Origin of the sequence: Barnesiella sp., assembly GCF_022723415.1 — a bacterium.
GTDB classification, from domain to species: Bacteria; Bacteroidota; Bacteroidia; order Bacteroidales; family Barnesiellaceae; genus Barnesiella; species Barnesiella intestinihominis.
Window position 1 is genome coordinate 1 of sequence record NZ_JAIJHU010000033.1, and the last position, 21,264, is coordinate 21,264.

General features: G+C 43.4%; 17 protein-coding genes. 6 read left to right on the top strand and 11 right to left on the bottom strand.

Annotated elements, in window-relative coordinates:
* A partial coding sequence (locus QVD32_RS07950) for a Crp/Fnr family transcriptional regulator (RefSeq protein ID WP_287710195.1) occupies positions 1-615 on the top strand: 615 nt, incomplete at its 5' end.
* 391 nt (positions 616-1,006) lie between these two features.
* On the opposite strand, the gene nifJ is transcribed toward QVD32_RS07950, so the two are convergent.
* The 9 genes from nifJ to yihA form a co-directional block, all read right to left on the bottom strand.
* Entirely contained in the window at positions 1,007-4,570 is a 3,564-nt protein-coding gene (gene nifJ, locus QVD32_RS07955; RefSeq protein WP_008861131.1) for a pyruvate:ferredoxin (flavodoxin) oxidoreductase, read from the bottom strand.
* Positions 4,571-4,617: 47 nt separating this feature from the next.
* On the bottom strand, positions 4,618-5,796 hold the full coding sequence (locus tag QVD32_RS07960; protein ID WP_021891908.1) for an ATP-binding protein: 1,179 nt from the start codon (positions 5,794-5,796) through the stop codon (positions 4,618-4,620).
* A gap of 246 nt (positions 5,797-6,042) precedes the next feature.
* Entirely contained in the window at positions 6,043-7,218 is a 1,176-nt protein-coding gene (locus QVD32_RS07965; RefSeq protein WP_021891909.1) for an OmpA family protein, read from the bottom strand.
* Between the two features lie 210 nt (positions 7,219-7,428).
* Complete coding sequence (locus QVD32_RS07970) at positions 7,429-9,462, bottom strand: transketolase family protein (protein ID WP_118687477.1); 2,034 nt, start codon at positions 9,460-9,462, stop codon at positions 7,429-7,431.
* Between the two features lie 133 nt (positions 9,463-9,595).
* The gene (locus tag QVD32_RS07975) at positions 9,596-10,882 is read right to left on the bottom strand and encodes an MFS transporter (protein ID WP_021891911.1); all 1,287 of its coding nucleotides are present in this window, start codon (positions 10,880-10,882) and stop codon (positions 9,596-9,598) included.
* 183 nt (positions 10,883-11,065) lie between these two features.
* On the bottom strand, positions 11,066-11,746 hold the full coding sequence (locus QVD32_RS07980) for a YggS family pyridoxal phosphate-dependent enzyme (RefSeq protein WP_021891912.1): 681 nt from the start codon (positions 11,744-11,746) through the stop codon (positions 11,066-11,068).
* Complete coding sequence (locus QVD32_RS07985) at positions 11,743-12,207, bottom strand: DUF4494 domain-containing protein (RefSeq protein ID WP_040295839.1); 465 nt, start codon at positions 12,205-12,207, stop codon at positions 11,743-11,745. Before QVD32_RS07985 ends, QVD32_RS07980 begins: the two co-directional genes overlap by 4 nt.
* 43 nt (positions 12,208-12,250) lie before the next feature.
* Positions 12,251-12,721 (bottom strand): nucleoside deaminase, encoded by a 471-nt coding sequence (locus QVD32_RS07990; RefSeq protein WP_195242106.1) that lies wholly within the window; start codon positions 12,719-12,721, stop codon positions 12,251-12,253.
* A gap of 228 nt (positions 12,722-12,949) precedes the next feature.
* Complete coding sequence (yihA, locus tag QVD32_RS07995; protein WP_021891914.1) at positions 12,950-13,555, bottom strand: ribosome biogenesis GTP-binding protein YihA/YsxC; 606 nt, start codon at positions 13,553-13,555, stop codon at positions 12,950-12,952.
* 242 nt (positions 13,556-13,797) lie between these two features.
* Between yihA and recR the strand changes: the two genes are divergently transcribed.
* From recR to QVD32_RS08010, 3 genes are read left to right on the top strand one after another with little or no spacing between them, the layout of a single operon-like run.
* The gene (gene recR, locus QVD32_RS08000; protein WP_008861140.1) at positions 13,798-14,421 is read left to right on the top strand and encodes a recombination mediator RecR; all 624 of its coding nucleotides are present in this window, start codon (positions 13,798-13,800) and stop codon (positions 14,419-14,421) included.
* 58 nt (positions 14,422-14,479) lie between these two features.
* Positions 14,480-15,652 (top strand): glycosyltransferase family 2 protein, encoded by a 1,173-nt coding sequence (locus QVD32_RS08005; RefSeq protein WP_118687461.1) that lies wholly within the window; start codon positions 14,480-14,482, stop codon positions 15,650-15,652.
* Positions 15,649-16,176 carry a GNAT family N-acetyltransferase gene (locus QVD32_RS08010; protein ID WP_021891916.1) on the top strand — a complete coding sequence of 176 codons (528 nt, stop codon included), beginning with the start codon at positions 15,649-15,651 and terminating at the stop codon, positions 16,174-16,176. The genes QVD32_RS08005 and QVD32_RS08010 overlap by 4 nt, the downstream gene beginning before the upstream one ends.
* Before the next feature lie 22 nt (positions 16,177-16,198).
* On the opposite strand, the gene QVD32_RS08015 is transcribed toward QVD32_RS08010, so the two are convergent.
* Complete coding sequence (locus QVD32_RS08015) at positions 16,199-16,786, bottom strand: YqgE/AlgH family protein (RefSeq protein ID WP_021891917.1); 588 nt, start codon at positions 16,784-16,786, stop codon at positions 16,199-16,201.
* A 234-nt stretch (positions 16,787-17,020) separates the two neighbouring features.
* On the opposite strand from QVD32_RS08015, the gene QVD32_RS08020 reads away from it, so the two are divergent.
* Together QVD32_RS08020 and QVD32_RS08025 are read left to right on the top strand one after the other, a co-directional pair.
* Positions 17,021-17,941 (top strand): cation diffusion facilitator family transporter, encoded by a 921-nt coding sequence (locus QVD32_RS08020; RefSeq protein ID WP_118687476.1) that lies wholly within the window; start codon positions 17,021-17,023, stop codon positions 17,939-17,941.
* A 477-nt stretch (positions 17,942-18,418) separates the two neighbouring features.
* Entirely contained in the window at positions 18,419-19,120 is a 702-nt protein-coding gene (locus QVD32_RS08025; RefSeq protein ID WP_021891919.1) for a hypothetical protein, read from the top strand.
* Positions 19,121-19,185: 65 nt separating this feature from the next.
* On the opposite strand, the gene QVD32_RS08030 is transcribed toward QVD32_RS08025, so the two are convergent.
* Positions 19,186-21,201: a retaining alpha-galactosidase gene (locus QVD32_RS08030; protein WP_021891920.1), complete on the bottom strand. Its 2,016-nt coding sequence runs from the start codon at positions 21,199-21,201 to the stop codon at positions 19,186-19,188.
* Positions 21,202-21,264: the final 63 nt, after the last annotated feature.

Consider the following 21,264-nt stretch of genomic DNA (forward strand, 5'->3'; position numbering starts at 1 on the left):
AAAATGAAATTTCATTTTCTCAAATATCCCGACGGAGAAAAAATCGTCACGAGCGGGGAAGAATGCAATCATTTGAAATTTCTCATCTCGGGAGAAATTCGCTCCGAACTGATTACACAAAACGAGAAAATGAGAATTACAGAGCTGATACAAGCTCCTAATGTAATAGCTCCCGACCATCTATTCGGCCGCGACACCTATTTCCCGGCCAATCTTTATGCCGTAGGAACCGTAGGAATCATGCAAATAGAAAAATCCTCGGTTATACAAATGTTACAAGAAGAACCTATCTTCCTCATCAATTTGTTGAACATACTCTCTCGCAGATCGCAAAAGGCACTCGAAAGTTTTACGGCTCTTTCGTCCAACGACCTCAAAGAACGACTGGCATTTTGGGTGTTGAGTCTCACGCAACAAAAATCGGTCGACATACGCATCATCTGCAAACAAAAAGATTTATACGCTTTCTTCGGTGTGCAACGGTCGGTATTCCTGTCTACCCTCGATGAATTGAAAGAAGACGGTATCATCGATTACAATGCAAAAGAAATCATCATTTTAGACCGGTCCCGATTAAAAGATATGTTACTCGGCACAAGCAAAGACGACTTTTAGCATATCCCCTATCCCATTTTATTCCACGGAGCAGCTTTACTGCTCCGTTTTTTATATCGTTATCCGGCAATGCCCAATAACGACTCAATAGGGATTTAAACCTCCTCCCTGCCGTGTCCCGTAGCCTTACGGGGTGCTTTACTATGCAATTATAGGGGAGGAAGTTGAATAACTTGTTACATAAAAGTTCGCCGAACTGTAACAAAAGTATGAAATGTGTCACACTCCTCCTCTGTGTGGCGTTAGCCATATAGGGGAGGTGTCCGAAGGACGGAGGGGTTAAAAAAGACAGGCAGGAGGGATAGGGGGGAGAAGGTTGAATAGCTTGTTGCATAAAAAAAGAGGCTCGCACACGGCAAGCCCCTTTTTCGATTATGTGAAAGACTGAATTTTAATCTTCCTGTTCAACACCCCATTGTTGTTTTGCCAAACGACGATAGTTATTGTAACGCCACTTAGCATTGTCCTCGGCAGCTTTGAACAATTCCGCAGCCTCCGAAGGATATTGTTTCATGACAGAAGCGAAACGAACCTCTCCTTTCAGGAAATCTTGGAATTTTTCCCATTGCGGTTCCTTGCTGTCCAATGTGAACGGATTCTTGCCTTCGGCTTCCAATTCGGGATTGTAACGCCACAAGTGCCAGTATCCGCATGCTACGGCAGCAGCTTCCTCGGCCTGAGCCTTACCCATACCAGCCTTCAAACCGTGGTTGATACAGGGTGCATAAGCAATGATGATAGAAGGACCATCATAGGCTTCTGCCTCTCGGATAGCTTTCAAGGTCTGAGCTTGATCGGCTCCCATAGCCACCTGTGCACAATATACATATCCATAGGTCGAAGCGATAAGACCGAGGTCTTTCTTACGAACCCGTTTACCCGCTGCGGCAAACTTAGCGATAGCTCCCACCGGAGTAGCTTTCGAAGCCTGACCACCGGTATTCGAATATACTTCGGTATCCAAAACGAGGATATTCACATTTTTGCCCGATGCCAAAACATGGTCGAGACCACCGAAGCCGATATCGTACGAAGCACCGTCACCACCGATAATCCACTGTGATTTTTTGATAAGATACTGACTCAATGAAGCTATCTCTTTACATATTTCACACTTATCGGCATTGGCTTTCACGATAGGTGTAATTTGAGCTTCGAGCTCGATAGAACGTTCGGTATTGTCTTTATCGGCAATCCACGCTGCGAACAGTTCTTTGGTCTCTGCCGGACAGCTATCGCCCTCGATGGCTCGATTCATCAATTTCACCAAACGCTCGCGCATTTTTTCAACGGCCAACGTCATACCCAAACCGAACTCACAGAAATCTTCGAACAACGAATTGGCCCAAGCGACACCCTTACCTTTATCGTTCGTTGTGTAAGGAGTAGAAGGTATCGAACCCGAATAGATCGAAGAACAGCCCGTAGCGTTAGATACCATTTCCCGGTCGCCGAAAAGCTGAGAAATCAATTTTACATAGGGAGTTTCACCGCAACCCGAACATGCCCCCGAGAACTCGAACAACGGAGTAGCGAACTGCGAATTTTTCACGTTCGATTTAATATCTACCAAGTGTTGCTTGCTCTTCACATTCTCGGCACAATAATCCCAACGGGGAGCCTCGCCCAACTGGCTTTCCAAATCGGACATAGACAGAGCCTTACCGTTCTTATTGCCCGGACAAACATCTACGCAATTGCCACAGCCCAAACAGTCGAGAACATCGACCTGCATACGGAAGTGCATACCCTTCATGGCAGCAGGGACTTTCATTTCGAGAGTCTCGCCAGCCTTGTAAGGAGAAGCAGCCAATTCGGCTTCATCGAGGACGAACGGACGGATAGAAGCATGAGGACAAACGTAAGCACACTTGTTACATTGTATACAGTTTTCACTGTTCCAAACAGGGACGAAAGCAGAAACACCACGTTTTTCATATTTAGCGGTTCCGGCAGGCCAAGTTCCGTCTTCGATTCCAGAGAATGCAGAAACAGGTAGGTCATCGCCGGCTTGTGCATTGATAACCTTCACAACATTTTCTACAAATTCGGGAGCTTTGCTTTCTGCCTTTTCGTCATCGGGTAGATTTGCCCATGCAGCATCTACCGTCACCTTCTCATATTCACCTCCACGATCTACGGCAGCATAGTTCTTGTTAACGACATCTTCGCCTTTTTTACCGTAGGACTTCACGATGAATTTCTTCATCTGCTCGATAGCCAAATCCACGGGAATCACCTCTGTTATGCGGAAAAACGCCGATTGAAGTATCGTATTCGTACGATTGCCCAAACCTATTTCCTGAGCAATCTTCGTGGCATTGATCGTATAGAACGAAATATTTTTCTGTGCCAATGTACGTTTTACGTTATTGGGCAAATGCTTAACCAGCTCTTCGGCGGTCCAAATCGTATTCAACAGGAACGTACCGTTCTGACGAATTCCGCGCAACACATCGTACATGTGCAAATAGGCTTGAACATGACAAGCCACGAAATTGGGCGTATTCACCAAATATGTAGAGCGAATAGGCGTATCGCCGAAACGCAAGTGAGAACAGGTGAAACCTCCCGACTTTTTCGAATCGTAGGAGAAATAGGCCTGACAATATTTATCGGTATTGTCACCGATAATCTTTACAGAGTTCTTGTTAGCACCTACCGTACCATCGGCTCCCAAACCATAAAATTTAGCTTCGAAGATACCTTCGCCGCCCAATGCCAATTCTTCTTTCGGAGGAAGAGACGTGAAAGTGACATCATCGACAATACCGATAGTAAAGTGGTTCTTGGGCTCAGGCAAAGACAAGTTTTCATATACCGACAAAATCTGTGTCGGAGTCGTATCTTTCGAAGCCAAACCATAACGACCGCCAACGATAAGCGGCGCATCGGCTTTACCATAAAATACATCTTTAACATCGAGATACAAAGGTTCGCCATTAGCGCCCGGTTCTTTGGTACGATCGAGCACAGCCACACGTTTAACCGTCTTAGGCAGGGCAGACAAGAAATGTTCTGCCGAGAAAGGACGATATAAATGAACAGCGACCAAACCTACTTTCTCGCCTTTTGCCATCAAATAGTCGATTGCCTCACGAGCAGCTTCGGTTACCGACCCCATCGCTATAATTACACGATCGGCATCCTCGGCTCCATAATAGTTGAACAAATGATAATCACGACCAGTAATCTTATTGATTTCCTGCATATAATCTTCTACGATAGCAGGAACGGCTTCATAAAATTTATTGGAAGCCTCACGATGTTGAAAGAAGGTATCGGGATTCTCGGCCATACCCCGCATAACCGGAGCCTCGGGATTCAATGCTCGTGCACGGAACTCGGCCAAAGCCTTCTGATCGATAAGCGGAGCTAAATCCTCATTTTCAAGAGCCTCTATTTTCTGTATTTCGTGCGATGTACGGAATCCATCGAAGAAATTTACAAAAGGCACTCTCGACCGAATCGTAGATAAATGAGCTACACCGGCCAAATCCATTACCTCTTGCACAGACCCTTCGGCCAACATGGCAAATCCCGTTTGTCGAGTCGACATCACATCTTGATGATCGCCGAAGATGGATAGCGAATGAGAAGCCAACGTACGTGCCGATACATGGAACACGCAAGGCAACAATTCACCGGCAATCTTATACATGTTGGGGATCATCAACAGAAGTCCCTGAGACGCTGTATAAGTAGTCGTTAATGCACCAGCCTGCAAAGAACCATGAACTGCTCCGGCAGCTCCACCCTCAGATTGCATTTCTTGTACGAGGACGGTTTCCCCGAAAATATTCTTACGCCCGGCAGCAGCCCACTCATCTACATACTCAGCCATAGTAGATGACGGAGTGATGGGATAGATGGCTGCAACCTCAGAAAACATATACGAGATATGCGCTGCGGCCTGATTACCATCGCAAGTTAAAAATTTTTTCTGTTTACTCATCTTTTCTTGTTATTAAGTAATTAATATTGTTTTTTTTCATCTCTAAATCAATACACAAACCCAAACAACCATAAAGGTATTAAGTTTTCACTACCTATTTTCAAATCGTCTACCGCATAATAAAAATGAGGGTTGATACGACTGCGGGGCACACTCCCTTGTATTCTGAACAAAAGTTCTCGGTTCACCAAAAACTGAGCGTTTTTACTACCCATATTCAAACGATGATCCTTGTGCAACGTATTATAAAAAAAGGTTTCGCGAATCGATTGAGGATCTGCCTGAACCGACCGATTGGAATATATAATATTCGTATTATGCATATACACCATAGCCGGTTTTTTAGGGAATTCCTCCCCTACCCGATAAAGCATATTAATAAGCCTCGCATCTTTCAAACTTTTAATATAATTCATAACCGTCGCTCTTGAAATTTGAATATCCTTGCTTAACTGACTCACGTTAGTGGGAGCCGGCGAATGAACCGACAACAAATACATTAAACGACGAACCTTCGGGAGATAGGACAATTCTATTTGCTTAATCAACAGAATATCCACCTCCATAATCATATTGATATTTTTAACCAGATTTTCCGAGAAATTCGATTTATCCAAAAAGAACGGATAATATCCATGATGCAAATACCCCGGAAAATAATCTAATGGATTTACTTGCGCACAAATTTCCTGAGCGATAGCCCTATGATTAGTTATAATATCGCTAAGTGAATATGAAGGGAAATGAGTCGAAGCCATCAAATTCAAATATTCCCGAAATGAAAACCCTCGCAGATTATAAGAATCGACCAATCCGGCCAATACCGGATTCTCCTCTTTTAATCGCATAACCGACGAACCGGAAAAAATTATTTTCAATTCGGGCAAATGATCATAACAATATTTCAATTCCTCCGACCAACCCGGATACTTAAATACCTGATCTATCAGTAATACCCGTCCCCCTTGTCCATAAAAACGTTCTGCAAAATCTCTCAGAGTATGCTCTGTAAAATATAAATTATTGAGATTTATATATAAGCACGACCGGTCTAAGCCGTAATTTTCTTTGGCATATTGCAGCAAAAATGTGGTTTTTCCTACCCCTCGGCTACCCTTTATACCTACCAAACGGCTGTTTTTGTCGATTTGATACATTAAGTCCCGTTTCACCGGAGACTCTACATGCTCGACGAGATACTTGTGTGTTCTATAAAACGATTCCACGGCTTCTCTCTTAAACAGGCTACAAAGATAATAAAACACCACTATTTTGGCAAGCCGACTTTGCAATTTATAATATGATAGTGTTTATTACTTTTTATTTTAACATTATTTCAAAGAAGCATCTTCCCCATTCATAAGCTCCTATAATAAACAAACACAATAATATTTCATTAGAAATACCTATATAACACAAGAGAGATTACCGAACCTCGATAATCTCTCTTAATCTATTTATTCGTTTAGTTATCACTTCGCAGGAGAAATCGTTGCTGCACGATCGAGAATATAAGAACCGAAACGATCGAGTTTCGCATCGCTGGTCTTTTGTTCCAACTGATCGGGGCTAACGCCATAAGATACTAAGGCATCATAGACTCTTTCGGCACGAGCTTTGCGCAACTTAGCATTGAAGGCTGCCGTACCTGTTTCGCTATCGGCATAACCGGTAATCACATACTTCGTATCCTTGTTAGCTTTAATAGCCTTTGCAACAGCTTTCAACACTACTCTGTCTTTCCCTTGCAGTTCCGAACTATTTATATTATAATAAACGGTAACCACAGGAGCTTGTTCCTCAACGATCTTTTCTGCCGGACGATTCTTACATTCGGCCAATTGTTGTTCGAGGTCTGCTATTTTTCGATTGGCATCGCGCAATTGAGCGACAAGAGCATCTCCTTCCGCATCGCTGTATTTACCCACAACCGGAGCTACAACAGGCACAACCGGAGCATTCCAACCACGACCTTTGAACTTATAGGTTACACCCACCAAAGCAGAAAGAGTCTTAGCATGATTTCCTTCCCCGGCAACAGTCTCTTCAAACACATCGAAACGGAGATCCAAATTGATAGCCCAAGCATCGCTTAAACGGAAACGGTTTAACAAACCGCCTCTCATACCCATATTGACACAATCGGCAATATCCCCATCACCGGAAACTGCAACAGGAATTCCCATACCGACATATAAAATAGGAGAATAAACGCGCTCGCGATATCCACAGAACAAACTTGCCAAATCGCCCATCACATCAAGAGCCGGCGTTATTAGAGCATACGATTGTTTGTAATAAGTATTGTCGAGCATCTCGCCACTCATGCCATTACCCCATAAAGCAGCTCCTTTCATTCCATAATAATCAGCGCCCAAACGCAACCCGATAACAGGAGAAAACCATTTCTCGACATTAAGACCAAACACAGGAGCAATACGCTTACCAAAATCGGCATGGCTATCAAATCTCCCTAAACTAAAATCAACCCCGCCTTCAAGTGAAATCATCCAATTGTCTTTAAACTTATTCAAGACAATTTCTTTGGAAGGTTCTGTCTTAGCCTCCTCTTGGGAAGCTGCTGCAACCATTGCCGGCATTGCTGCAAAAACACCTGTAAGCAAAATTGCAGATACAGTCTTCTTCATACTACTATTATTTTTAATTAATATATGTTTAACATTCGATCGACCAGCATATAAAAGATATGAAAATCAATCATTTTATAGACCCAATTGAATTTGGGGATAAAGATAATTGATTTATTTTATTCGACAAACAAATTTTATTTAAATTTACAACAAAGTCGTTCTTCTATAAAAAAAGAAAAACGACTTTGCTTAAATTTCTCTAAATACTTATTTCTCTACAAATTCAATAATTTCCCGAGCGATATTATCCGAGGTAAATCCCAATTTTTCATCAAGAACCTTATATGGCGCAGAATAACCGAAATGGTCCAATCCATACACTTTGCCCTCACTGCCCACCAACGGGAACAGAGTCGAAGGCAAACCGGCCGTCAACCCAAACACCGGCAACCCGGGAGGTATTACCGCGTTTCTATACGATAAAGGCTGCTCCAAAAATAGACCTATCGAAGGAGCCGAGACGATCTGTACCCGTACCCCCTTATCATGCAATATATTTACGGCGCCGACTAAGGTAGAGACCTCCGATCCATTGGCCACCAACACAACATCGGGAGTCTCGTCTTTCATCAATATATAAGCGCCTTTCTCTGCTTGTAATGCATCGTTATAACGACTGCCCGAAGCCGACGGTAAATCGGGGACATCTTGACGGGAAAGAATCAATGCCGTCGGTGTATCCTTATTCTCCATAGCCAATTTCCAAGAAACAAGAGTTTCGGCGCTATCGGCCGGCCTCAGAACCAACACACTATTTTTGCCGCTATGATTCTTCAACTGCTCCATCAACCGTATTTGAGCTTCCTGCTCTACCGGCTCGTGAGTAGGTCCATCTTCTCCCACCCTGAAAGCATCGTGCGTCCAAACATATTTCACGGGCAATTCCATCAAAGCCGCCATACGAACTGCCGGTTTCATATAGTCAGAGAAAACAAAGAATGTTCCACAAGCAGCCTGCATTCCTCCATGCAACAATATACCGTTCATAATCGCCGCCATAGTCAATTCAGCGACCCCTGCATGTAAAAATGCTCCGTGGAAATCATCCTTCGCAAAAGCTCCTGTCTTCTTCAAAAAAGCCTCTGTCTTATCCGAATTTGCCAAATCGGCCGAAGAAACGACCATATTTTTCACCCGTTCCGCCAAATATGCCAAAACGTTTGCCGAAGCAGTCCGAGTAGCGACATTCGGTTTATACTCTATCGATGAGAAGTCAAGCGCAGGAAGTTTTCCGGCATAAAAATCGTGCAACTCTCTGGCCAATTCGGGATTTTCTTTCTCCCACGCAGCTTGCGCCGATTTACGTTCTGCGACAATCGCTTTCAATTCCTCTGCTCGACGGGCATACAGACCGGAAGTTTCAGGGAATATCACAAACGGATTTTCCACATTTCCGCCTAAATTCTCAATGGTCTTTTCATAAGATGCACCCGACTTACTCAAAGGCTGTCCATGCGTAGAATATTTTCCCTCGAATTTCTCTCCCGTAACCGTTACACACCCACGTCCCATAATGGTTTTCCCTATAATTAGAGTCGGACGTTCAGTTTCACGATTAGCCAACGCCAATGCATCACGAATAGCTACTGGATCGGTTCCGTCTATTTCCACGACATTCCAATTCCACGATCTATACTTCGCAGCAGTATCTTCATCGGTTACCGCATCTGTATCAGTCGAAAGTTGTACGTCGTTACTATCATAGAACATAATCAAATTATGCAATCCCAAGAATCCGGCCAAACGACCTGCACCCTGAGAAATCTCCTCTTGAATACCGCCATCGGAAATAAACGCATAAATTTTATGACCACACCATTCGCCGAAACGAGCAGCCATAAAACGCTCGGCGATAGCAGCGCCGACAGCCATCGTATGTCCCTGACCCAAAGGTCCCGAAGTATTCTCAATACCATGCATTACATCGACTTCGGGGTGGCCGGGAGTTATACTACCCCATTGACGAAACGACTTCAAATCGTCCATCGTATAAAACCCCGACATAGCCAATACACTATAAAGCATCGGGGACATGTGCCCGGGATCTAAAAAGAAACGATCACGATTTATCCATTTCGGATCCGCCGGATCGTACACTAAAAACTCGGAATATAACACATTGATAAAATCAGCTCCCCCCATAGCACCTCCGGGGTGACCCGATTTGGCTTTTTCAACCATCGCCGCCGTCAATACTCTGATATTGTCGGCCGATTTGTTTAATAAGTTCGTATCGTTCATGGGAATTTTTTTACAAAAATAATACAATTCATGAGTATACAAACACAAAAACCGCCAAAAGTTCACAAAAAGACAAAGAGAGTGAAGAAGCATCTTCACTCTCTTTACTAAATCTTATCTATTAAATAAATAGTTATGCCTCATAATCGTCGGTCGGAATATCTGTATTAACATTCTTACTACCTATGGCAGCATAGAATAAAATATAAGCCAATCCCAACGCAATTACCCAATAGCTATTCAAGAATCCGGCGAAATCGGCTACACCTCCTTGAATCAAAGGCAATATACCGCCACCGCAAACCATAACCATAAACAGACCAGAAGCTGCTGCTGTATATTTGCCCAACCCTTCTACTGCAAGGTTGAAAATACCGCCCCACATCACAGAAGTACAAAGTCCGCAAAGAATCAACAACATCACGTTTACAGGAACTTGGGCAAAGCCGAATGAAATATCGGACTTAAATACAGGCATATTTACCAATATATTATCTGCACAGAATATCGCACCCAATACCAACACGATACCCACTGTCGATACAACCGTCAACATCGCGCGACTGGACACCTTCGCTCCGATAGAGGCCCCGCACAAACGACCGATCATCATCAAGAACCAATATGTCCCTACAACCGATCCGGCAATCGTTGGATCGATGTTTATCTCAGGTGAAGTCATAAACAAATTGGCAAAATTAGGAATGCCGACTTCAACACCTACATATATAAAGATAGCAACAGTTCCCAACACAAAATGGCGGAAAGAAAGTGCGCTATGTTTACTCTTCTCCTTTTTGGCAGAAGTTTTTACGATATGAGGTTCTGGAATATTTACAAAATATAAAACGACAAATGCCAAAGCAAAAATACCCATTGCCAAGAACAAGGCAGGGTCGGCATTGGAAATTTTAGCCTGAGCCAAATCACCGATCAAATAACCTACCAACACCGGTACAATAGTCGCACTAATCGAGTTGAACGAACCACCTAATTGAATCAATTGATTTCCTTTGTTTCCACCGCCGGCAAGAGTATTCAACATAGGATTCACTACCGTATTCAACATACACATGGAAAAACCGGAAATGAAAGCGCCCACCAAATACACGGCGAAACTTTCGGCGATACCCGACAAGAAAGTGATACCTACACCGATAAACCCGACGGTTACGGCAAGAAGCGCGGTCTTCTTATAACCAATGCGCTGCAACAGCATACCGGCCGGAATTCCCATAAAGGCATAAGCGATAAAGTTAGCCGCATTTCCCAACTGCGACATAAAGTTACTGGCTCCGAACTGACTTTTAACAATGACTCCCATCGGATTCTGAAGCCCTGTCACAAACGAAATCATGGCGAACAATGCAAACATCACTATAATGGGAAGTGCATAGTTCTTTTTCTGCTCTGTACTCATTTTATAAGATTTTAATTAATGAATTTATGTGTGTTTTACTTCTTTTACAATAGATATTTTACCCTTTGCACATCAAAAAATACAAAATTGAGAGCAAAAGTAATGTTAATTATCCATCAACAGATACGATAGCAGCATGTTTTTGAGCATAAAAACTTTCAAAACTCACATTCAGATTGTCATTCAAAAACATGAATAAACACGTTCCCCGAATATAGACGTTCCTATACGCACCAACGTACTGCCATGTCGTAAAGCCAACGGATAATCATGTGACATTCCCATCGATAATTCACAAAATGCCGAAGAATCGACCGAGCTCGAACCTTTCACCTCATCGAACAATTTTTTCAAAGCACTGAATTCTCGCTCTATACAATCCTCATCATCTGTCTGGGTGGCCATACCCATCAATCCACATATCCTTACATGAGGATATTTCTCCGAGGAACCGCCTTGTAACAATTCCCGGCAAGAATCAGGCGTAAAGCCATATTTACTATCCTCTTGCGCCACGTGGATTTCAAGAAGGCAATCGACTACTCGACCGCATTTGACCGCCTCGCTTTCTATAACCGAAAGGAGCTTTTCGCTATCCACGCTATGAATAAGAGTAATGAACGGGACAATATATTTCACTTTATTGGTTTGCAAATGACCTATAAAATGCCATTCTATATCCTTAGGCAAAACCTCATATTTTTCAACAAGTTCCTGTACTCGGCTCTCCCCGAAAATACGCTGTCCCGCCTCATAAGCCTCCATTATGGTTTCGGCCGTATGAAATTTCGAGACCGCCACCAACCGAGTTCCAGCAGGTAACTCTTGACGAATTCGCTCTATATGTCGGGCTATATCACTCATTCTTGCGGACGATCTTCTTCTTTTGTTTTTCTTTCGGGATCAAACGGATAAACGTCCATCAACGGAGTTTCTGTAATAGAAACAATCACCCAGTCGGCCATTGTTCCTTTCATGCCTTCCACCAAGTTTTTCAATGCCGTTTCAAAATCTGCGGCTTGCACAAGCATATACGATGCCGTACGCTTTTCCATACCGCTTTTCTCGTCGAGAGTGATAAAATTGAGTTTACATTTATACCACCGATCACCTGTTTCATCGAAAAAAAGCTCGCTGAAATTAGCTCGCTTCACCGCCGAAACAGAAAATTCCCCCGAGATAAACGGAGATACCTCCTCAATAATACGAGCTTCCGCTTCGGTAAACGATAAAGCATCCACCAAATAGGGCTCTGTCACTTTTTTTTGCATGCCGTTTTCCAGCATCTTATCGTACTTAACTCTGCACTCAAACCAATTAGCCATATTTTTGCATTCAAAAAAGAAGGTGCTCCTGCACCCTCGGTTGTTAATATTCTATTTTATCACTCTTGTTTTCCCATTTTTCAAAAGCCTTGATAGCTTCGCCGCGCATCATCGGGACTACATTCAAATGGCGTTTTTCCAAAGGTAAAGCCAATTCGTCGTAAATAAACGAGTCATCGAATCCTATCTCCTTGGCATCCGCCTTCGTATTTCCGTAATACACTTTGTCGAGATGCGCCCAATAAATGGCTCCCAAACACATGGGACAAGGCTCGCAAGAAGTATAGATCTCGCATCCGCTCAAATCGAATGTCCCCAATACCCGGGCTGCTTCACGAATCGCATTTACTTCTGCATGCGCCGTAGGATCGACCGATGCCGTCACACGATTTGCCCCCCGCGCTATGATTTTTCCATCTTTCACAATCACCGCACCGAACGGCCCCCCGTCGTGATCTATATTATCGAGAGACAACTTTATAGCCTCTCTCATAAATGATTCTTTTTCACACATACGTCAAGAACAATTCACATTAATTTATAAAGTCTTCAATGAGAGCAAATAAAAAGGGCTGCACATCTCCGCTTATAACTATGCCTATTTCTCACTTTCACTACAAAAAGACGACATGAATAAAACGAATTTATTCGATTGCACTGTATATTGTCTATTTTGCATTACTTGCAAAGTTACAAAACAGATTCAACGAAAAAAATATACTTAAAAAAGTATGTCCCTATTTTAAGCTTCTTTCAAACTTTTATTCACGCGATCGATATAATCGAGCAACTCTTCACGCCCCCGTTTTTTTTCCGACGATGTAGCGAAAATGGGAGGCAATTCTTCCCAAGATTCATGCAGCACCTGTTTGTAATACTCGATATGCTCTTTCAGTACTATGGGGCCAATCTTATCCGTTTTTGTAAATACAATGGCAAAAGGCACGCTGTTTTCACCCAACCATTCCATGAATTCGAGGTCTATCTTTTGAGGTTTGTGCCGACAATCGAGCAGGACAAAAAGACAAGTCATTTCCTTGCGATAAAGCACATACCCCTCTATCATTTCCCGCAATGCCTCTCGACTCTCTTTGTCTCGGCGGGCATATCCATAACCCGGCAAATCGACCAAGTACCAACTATCATCGACAAAAAAATGATTGATAAGCATCGTCTTTCCCGGAGTAGACGAGGTCATCGCCAACCCTTTCTTACAAGTCAACATATTTATCAACGACGACTTTCCCACATTGGAACGTCCGATAAAAGCATATTCGGGTAATCCGTGCGATGGGCAGTCCTTCACATGGCTGCTGCTAATCACAAACCGGGCGTTTTTTATTTCCATATATTATATTCAAATTTTGACAATCCATGCAAAAATACTCATTTTTCCCGATTTGACGACAACGCTGTTTTTTCTCTGTCTCAAAATATGACATACAGAACAATAACTAACAGATATTTCCTATATTTGTAGATACGAATATAGGATGCGGTTCGGCATAGTCAAGTCAGAAATAAGATTTCGGTTTGCCTCTGCACTCACCTTTTACTATATTTGCAAACTCGTGAAAAGGAACAACCCTTATGGACCAACAATATTCTTCTATTCTTCTCGAAAATGCGGTAAACGAATTTGCCAAACTACCGGGTATCGGTAGGAAAACGGCTTTACGTTTGGTTCTGCATTTGTTAAGACAAGAAGAGGGCGAAGCCGAAAAATTCGGTAATACCATTATCAAGTTATGCAAAGAAATCAAACGTTGCCACATTTGCCATAACATATCCGACTCGGATACCTGTACCATTTGTGGCGACCCTTCGCGCGATGCCTCCACGTTGTGCGTTGTCGAGAATGTGAAAGAGGTGATGGTAGTCGAGAACACTCGCCAATTCCACGGGCTTTATCACGTATTGGGGGGGGTCATCTCCCCGATGGACGGCATAGGTCCGGCCGACCTCGAAATCGAAAGTTTGGTAGACCGAGTCGCCTCCGGTGGAATAAAAGAGGTAATACTCGCACTCAGCGCCACGATGGAAGGCGACACGACCAATTTCTACATATTCAGGAAGTTGGCTCCGTTCGATGTTAAAATCACCATCATCGCCAGAGGAGTATCCATAGGCGGAGAGCTGGAATACACCGACGAAATCACATTGGGGCGTTCCATTCTCAACCGCACGTTATTCAGCGAAAGTTTCAAAGGATAATATTATACTATTTTCATTAGACTGCCGTTATACATTATAATATTAGAGATTCTGTCTTGTGGTAAAAATCAGTGTCGTTATTGTCAATTACCGTGTAAAATACTTTTTGGAGCAATCGCTTCGGTCGGTACGGGCTGCATTAAAGACATACCCGATGGAAGTCGAGATCTTTGTCGTGGACAACCACTCGCAAGATGACTCGCTCGATTACCTCATACCCCGGTTTCCCGAAGTCCGATTCATCGCCAATACCGAAAACGTAGGATTCGCACGAGCCAATAACCAAGCCATCGAACAATCCACCGGGAAATATGTTCTGTTACTTAACCCCGACACTGTAATAGCCGAAAATACGTTATTCGAAGTTTTCCAATTTATGGAAGCTCACCCCGAAGCCGGAGGAACCGGGGTAAAAATGCTCGATGGTGACGGACGGTTTCTACCGGAATCCAAAAGAGGATTCCCCACTCCGTGGGTATCGTTCTGCAAGATTTTCGGGCTCTCGGCATTATTCCCCCATTCCCGCATTTTCGGCCGTTATCACATGAAATACCTCTCTCCCGACGAATGCCACCCCATAGACATTCTTTCGGGTGCATTCATGTTCATGAGACGTGAAACACTGGACAAAAGCGGGCTACTCGACGAAAGTTTTTTCATGTACGGCGAAGACATCGATCTCTCCTATCGGCTCGTCCTTGCAGGATACACCAATTACTTCCTGCCGACTCCTATTATACATTACAAAGGAGAGAGCACGAAAAAAGGAAGCCTGCGATACGTCCGTGTCTTTTATGAAGCCATGCTCATTTTTTTCAAAAAGCATTACCCGCATTACAGCAAAGGGTATTACCTCGCCGTAAAATTCTCTATATTCTTCCGAGCCTCGTTAGCCGCTGCTTACCGAGCCGTCTCCTTTCCGTTTCATAAGCATGGAAAAACCGATAAGAAAGAGAAAGGAAAATGGTATATTCTCTCCCGCACCCCGCAAACCATAGCCCGATTGATTCCGGGTATAAAACACTACACGCCTATATGGTCAGCCGATGAAATTCCGTCGTCATCTGAACGACAAGACGACCGGCATATCATATTAGATTCGGGACTACTTTCCTATCGGGAAATCATAGAAACCATACAATCAAAAAGCGACGTCCGTAACCATTTCCTCATCTATACTCCCGACTCAGAAATCATCATTTCACCCCAACAAACCTATACGAAACCATGAACTACCTCACCGGCAAACAAATAGAACTGCGAGCGGTAGAACCCGAAGACCTCGATGCCCTTTACCGCTGGGAAAATGATTCGTCTCTGTGGATATACGGAAGTACCGTATCGCCCTTCTCACGTTATCTGTTGAAACAATACATCGAAAACTATACGGCCGACATCACTCGGGACAAACAATTAAGGCTCATAATCATGCGAAAAGAGAGTCGCCAAGTTATCGGTGCGATAGACTGTTTCGACTACGATACCACAAACCGTAAAGCAGCGATAGGTCTCCTCATCGATCCCGGTCACAAACGACAAGGATTCGGACGAGATGCCCTCGAAACATTCGTAGAATATGCTTTCCGTTTTTTACACCTGCATCAATTATATGTACATATTCCCGTTTGTAACACAGCCAGCATAGCGCTTTTCAGGACATGCGGATTTCACGAAAGCACACGCTTAAAAGACTGGATACGGTTGCCTCAGGGATATGCCGATGCTCTGATATTTCAAAAATTCAATCGGGAATAAGCGCCTAATTCATCAGAGGACTCTAATTGAGCGAAGGTTCCTGCGGGGAATTTAGCCACAACTTATATCCGTCCCCCATACCCTTTACTATCTCTCTCCAAAAAGCATCACCTTCGGCCGCAAGACAATCGCCCGGCGAAGACATAGTCGTCACAGCCCACGACTCCTGTTTTAATTCCCCGTCGAGCTGCCCGGCCGACCAACCGCTATACCCTATCAAAAACTTCACATGTTTTTGCACCGTAGAGTCGCTTCTCAAAAAATCGAGCAGCATATCGAAATCCCCATTAGCGAACAAGCCCGTCGAAACCTCCACTGCACCGGGTAATGACGCTATATCGTGCAAGAAAAACAAATGATCCGTTCCTACCGGCCCTCCACAAAAAACCGGAATGGAAGGTATATCGTTCTCTCCCTCTAACAATTCACTCAGAACATATCTCGTCGGGCTATTCAACACAAACCCCACCGCACCCTTCTCCGAATATTCGGCCAAACAAATAACCGCTCGGCGGAAACACCCTTCGTCCAAAAATGGCTCCGCCACCAACAACGCGCCCCGATGGGGCGGCATCACCCGCCTGCGTATATGAAACGATTCGACGTGCATACAGATACGATTAAATCTCTGTCAAATATAAAAATTCAATCCCGTAGTTCAAAACAAATCGTAAAGTTTCACCGACAAAAAACGCTCTTGCAATCATTTCTTTTCGCATGGTCTCGAACTGTTACGACAGTAAACAGGCTAAGTAGAACCGTTATAAATTAAACGATGACACAGAGCAAACGATACGAAATAACCCCGAAACGCCTTACATTTGTACAGCAACACTACACCATTATGGACGGAAAAGACGACATCTCGAATGTAATCCGGGAGAAAAAAGCCGCACGGGTCACTTGGGTGGGATTTTTTACCAATCTCATCTTGTCTGCCGCAAAAATCATAGCCGGCATATGGGGGCGAAGTAGTGCCATGATTGCAGACGGCATACACTCCTTATCCGATTTTATCACAGATTTCATCGTTATCATCTTCATTAAAATCTCATCGAAAAACGAAGACAGCGACCACCCTTACGGACATGGCAAATTCGAAACCTTTGCCACCATGCTCATCAGCTTTGCACTCTTCGTCGTCGCCATTGGAATATTTTATTCGGGAAGCATCAAAATATACGAAGTCCTCAACGGGGAAATTATCGAACGTCCCACCTATTTGGCACTCGCTATGGCAGCTGTTTCCATCATCGTAAAAGAAAGCTTATATTGGTACACGATCACAATCGGGCGCAACATCGACAGTCCGGCTGTCATTGCCAACGGCTGGCATCACCGTTCCGACGCTTTCTCCTCGATAGGAACCCTCATAGGCATATCGGGAGCTATGTTTCTGGGTGAACGCTGGCGGGTGCTCGATCCCATAACCTCACTCGTCGTAGGAATATTTATCTTTGGAGTCGCTTATAAGCTCGCTCGCCCCAGCATACAAGAACTTCTCGAAATGTCCCTCCCCGAAGAAGTGGAACAAAATATTGCCGAGAAAATACAGCAGACACCCGGAGTCATCGCATTCCACCACCTGCGCACGCGTAAAAACGGAAACACATTCATCATCGACATGCACATCAAAGTCGACCCCGATTCTTCTATCGTCAAAGCGCACGACATCGCCACACAAGTGGAAGAATCGCTCAAAACCACTTTCGGGAAAAGGACGCAGGTCAATATCCACATCGAACCGTATTTGCAAAAAAATTAAGCGATACAGATACTATTTTATCATTTTTTTCTATTTTTGTATTTGAACAGTCGTTAATAAACTGTTTTTGAAATCATTCAATCGAGTATAAACCCTAAAAGAAGAAAGGAGAAAACAAATAAAAAAAACACGAACGAAACAACGGGATTTGTGTACGACAGTATAGAATCCTCATAAATGCAATTAACCCGATGTATAAACACCCGGATAAGCGTTTCCCGTTCGGACACTTAAAATAAAATCGAGCTTTCAGCTCTTGTTCTCTTTACGTTGAATACCGCCAAACATTCATTCCACGAGAACAAGCAGATCGAAAGTTCACGCTTCAAAGGCGTGAGCTGTTCTGTGCTTGTTGTGGAATATGGTCACTTGGCGGTAACCAAACGTAAAGCAAGCGAAGAATGGTTACACGCCTTTTCCATATTTAAACCAATCGAAAAAAATTATAAAATACTCATATTCTTAAAAGAAATAATCATGAAAAATTTACTGACCGTTGTGATGCTGTTTGTTTTTTCAACAGCATTATATGCACAAAAAGACGTAACCAAATTTCTCGGGATTCCCGTCGATGGCACTAAAACTGCAATGATACAAAAACTTAAAGCCAAAGGATTCACACCCTCCACATGGGACAAAAATATCTTGGAAGGCGAGTTCAATGGATTTGATGTCAATGTACACATCGTAACAAACAACAATAAAGTTTGGAGAATCATGTTGGCTGATAAAATCACTCAAGATGAAACAGGTATAAAAATCCGTTTTAACGAACTTTGCCGACAATTCGAAAATAACAAAAAATATAAGTCCATGACCGACAAGGAGCAAACAATTCCCGACGACGAAGACCTTTCCTATGAAATGACTGTAAACAACAAACGCTATGATGCTGGTTTTTACCAAATTTCCCCATTGGACACCATAGCCATATACAATGAATCGAAACAATCTCTGCTGGACAAATATACGCAAGAACAGCTGGACAATCCGACAGAAGAAATATCAACTGCAATCCAACTTAATTATCTCAATAATAAACTAGATATTGAGCTGCAAAACATATTTGCTATGACTAATAATTTCGTTTGGTTTATGATCACCGAACATGCTGGAAAATATTACATCACTATGTTTTATGACAATGAATACAATCATGCCGATGGAGAAGATTTATAATTATAAACCCAATAAAAACAAGCGGAGCTTTTTCTCGAAGCTCCGCTTGCTGTATTTCATGCTATCTACCGTCTCTCGATACGGCCGGCAAAACCGCCACCGGGGAATAAAGTGACCTTCAACTGTCGGTCTTCGGGAACAGGCATTACTACCCGTTTATAATCGCAAGCGGCACGGTCGGCATTTATACCGTCCTTGAACAGCTCTATCTCATAAAAGCCCTCTCCCAAAAATGAGAGATCGACAATTATATCCCGTTTATCCCAGTTTGTCAAACCTCCTACGTACCACTCATCGCCCGAGCGCCTCGCCATTGTAATATATTCGCCCACTTTCCCGTCAAGCCCCAAAGTTTCGTCCCACACAGTCGGGATGCGGGCTATGAAAGCGGTACACTCCGGTTCTCTCTTGTAATTCGAAGGATTGTCGCACAACATATTCAACGGAGAATCAAAAATAACATACGTAGCCAACTGACGACAGCGTGTGCCCTGACTCATCGGCTCACTATTCACCGGATTATAATTCTTCTTGATTGCATTGCGCATAGCTCCCTGCGTATAGTCCATAGGTCCGGCAAACTGACGAATAAAAGGAATCTGTACATCGTAAGTCACTTGGTCATATCCTTTCGGGCTCCATTTCAATTGTTCCAAACCATTCACACCTTCATAGTTGATCACATTGGGCCATGTACGTTGCGCTCCCGTAGGTTTGTACATTCCATGAAAATCCACCAACATATTATAACGGGCGCACAATTCCGAAGCTTCATTGATAAACCGCACCATCTCTTGGTCGTCCCTATCCATAAAATCTACTTTGAACCCTTTTATCCCCATATCGGCATAATGCTTCACGACATTTTCCATATCCCGATGGAAAGCCCAATATCCGGCCCAAAGAATCAAACCGACATTTTTCCCGTCGGCATACGTTACCAATTCAGGCAAATCTATTTCAGGAACGACCTGCATTAAATCGGCCTTTTTATTCACAGCCCACCCCTCGTCGAGAATCACATATTCTATCCCGTTCTCCGCAGCAAAATCGATATAATATTTATACGTCTCGTTATTGATTCCGGCACGAAAATCTACCCCGTAGAGATTCCACGCATTCCACCAATCCCAAGCCACCTTACCCGGTTTTATCCACGAAGTATCGGCGATACGCAGAGGTTTCCCCAAACGGAACACGATATCACTGGCGGCCAACTCTGCATCATTACCGGCAACGGCAATCACCCGCCACGGAAGTTGGGCATTGGCATCACGAGCAATATATTCTTCTCGGGAAGTAACAAACTTTTGTAACATGTTATGTCCCCCTTGAACCGTCGTTTTCGGAACCGGCGCAAAGTGCGACGTAAGGACCGGAGTATCGCCTCCACCCACCAAATACATACCCGGATAATTATCCAAGTCGGCTTCGGTTATACACACTTTCATTCCATGAGGCAACTCTACCAACACAGGAAGAAATAAAAGGCGCGACGATTTAAATTTGGTAATAGATTCATGTTCATAAGTATTCTCGAACGAGTTGATATACTGCGACTCGAAATCACCATCGTCTCCACGTTTTACATAACTAGCGTACATCGGATAATCGGCGGAAAATGTAAAATCAACTTGTTCGTTATATACTGTATAAGGGATATTACTTTTATAGGTCAATCGATACGCTATTCCATCGTCATAAGCCCGCACAACCAACCCCTGTTTTCCCGATGTCAAAACCATCTGATTATAACGATCCTTCACTTGAAAACGTTTATAAACAGGAGCCGGAATCATCTCGTCTACAAAACTCCTGCGAACTTTGGGTTGTTTGGAATTCATGCCCCATAAAACTTTTGTTCGAGATTCGTTGTTTTCTTTTATCGTGAGGGATATAGGAGACGGAGCCAAAACCTCTGTTTCTCCAGCAAACACGCTCAGAGTCGTCCCGGAATTCGTTACCGATACGACCACTCTTAAATCTCCCGAGGGCGAAGCTACTTCATAATTTTTAGCTTGAGCCGCAAATACCGTCATGACCGCAATGAAAAGGGAAATGCTCTTTTGGAAAATGTTCATAAGGTTAACTTTATTTTATTATTACTCTGTAAAATACAACGATAAGCGAAAGCAAAAATAACA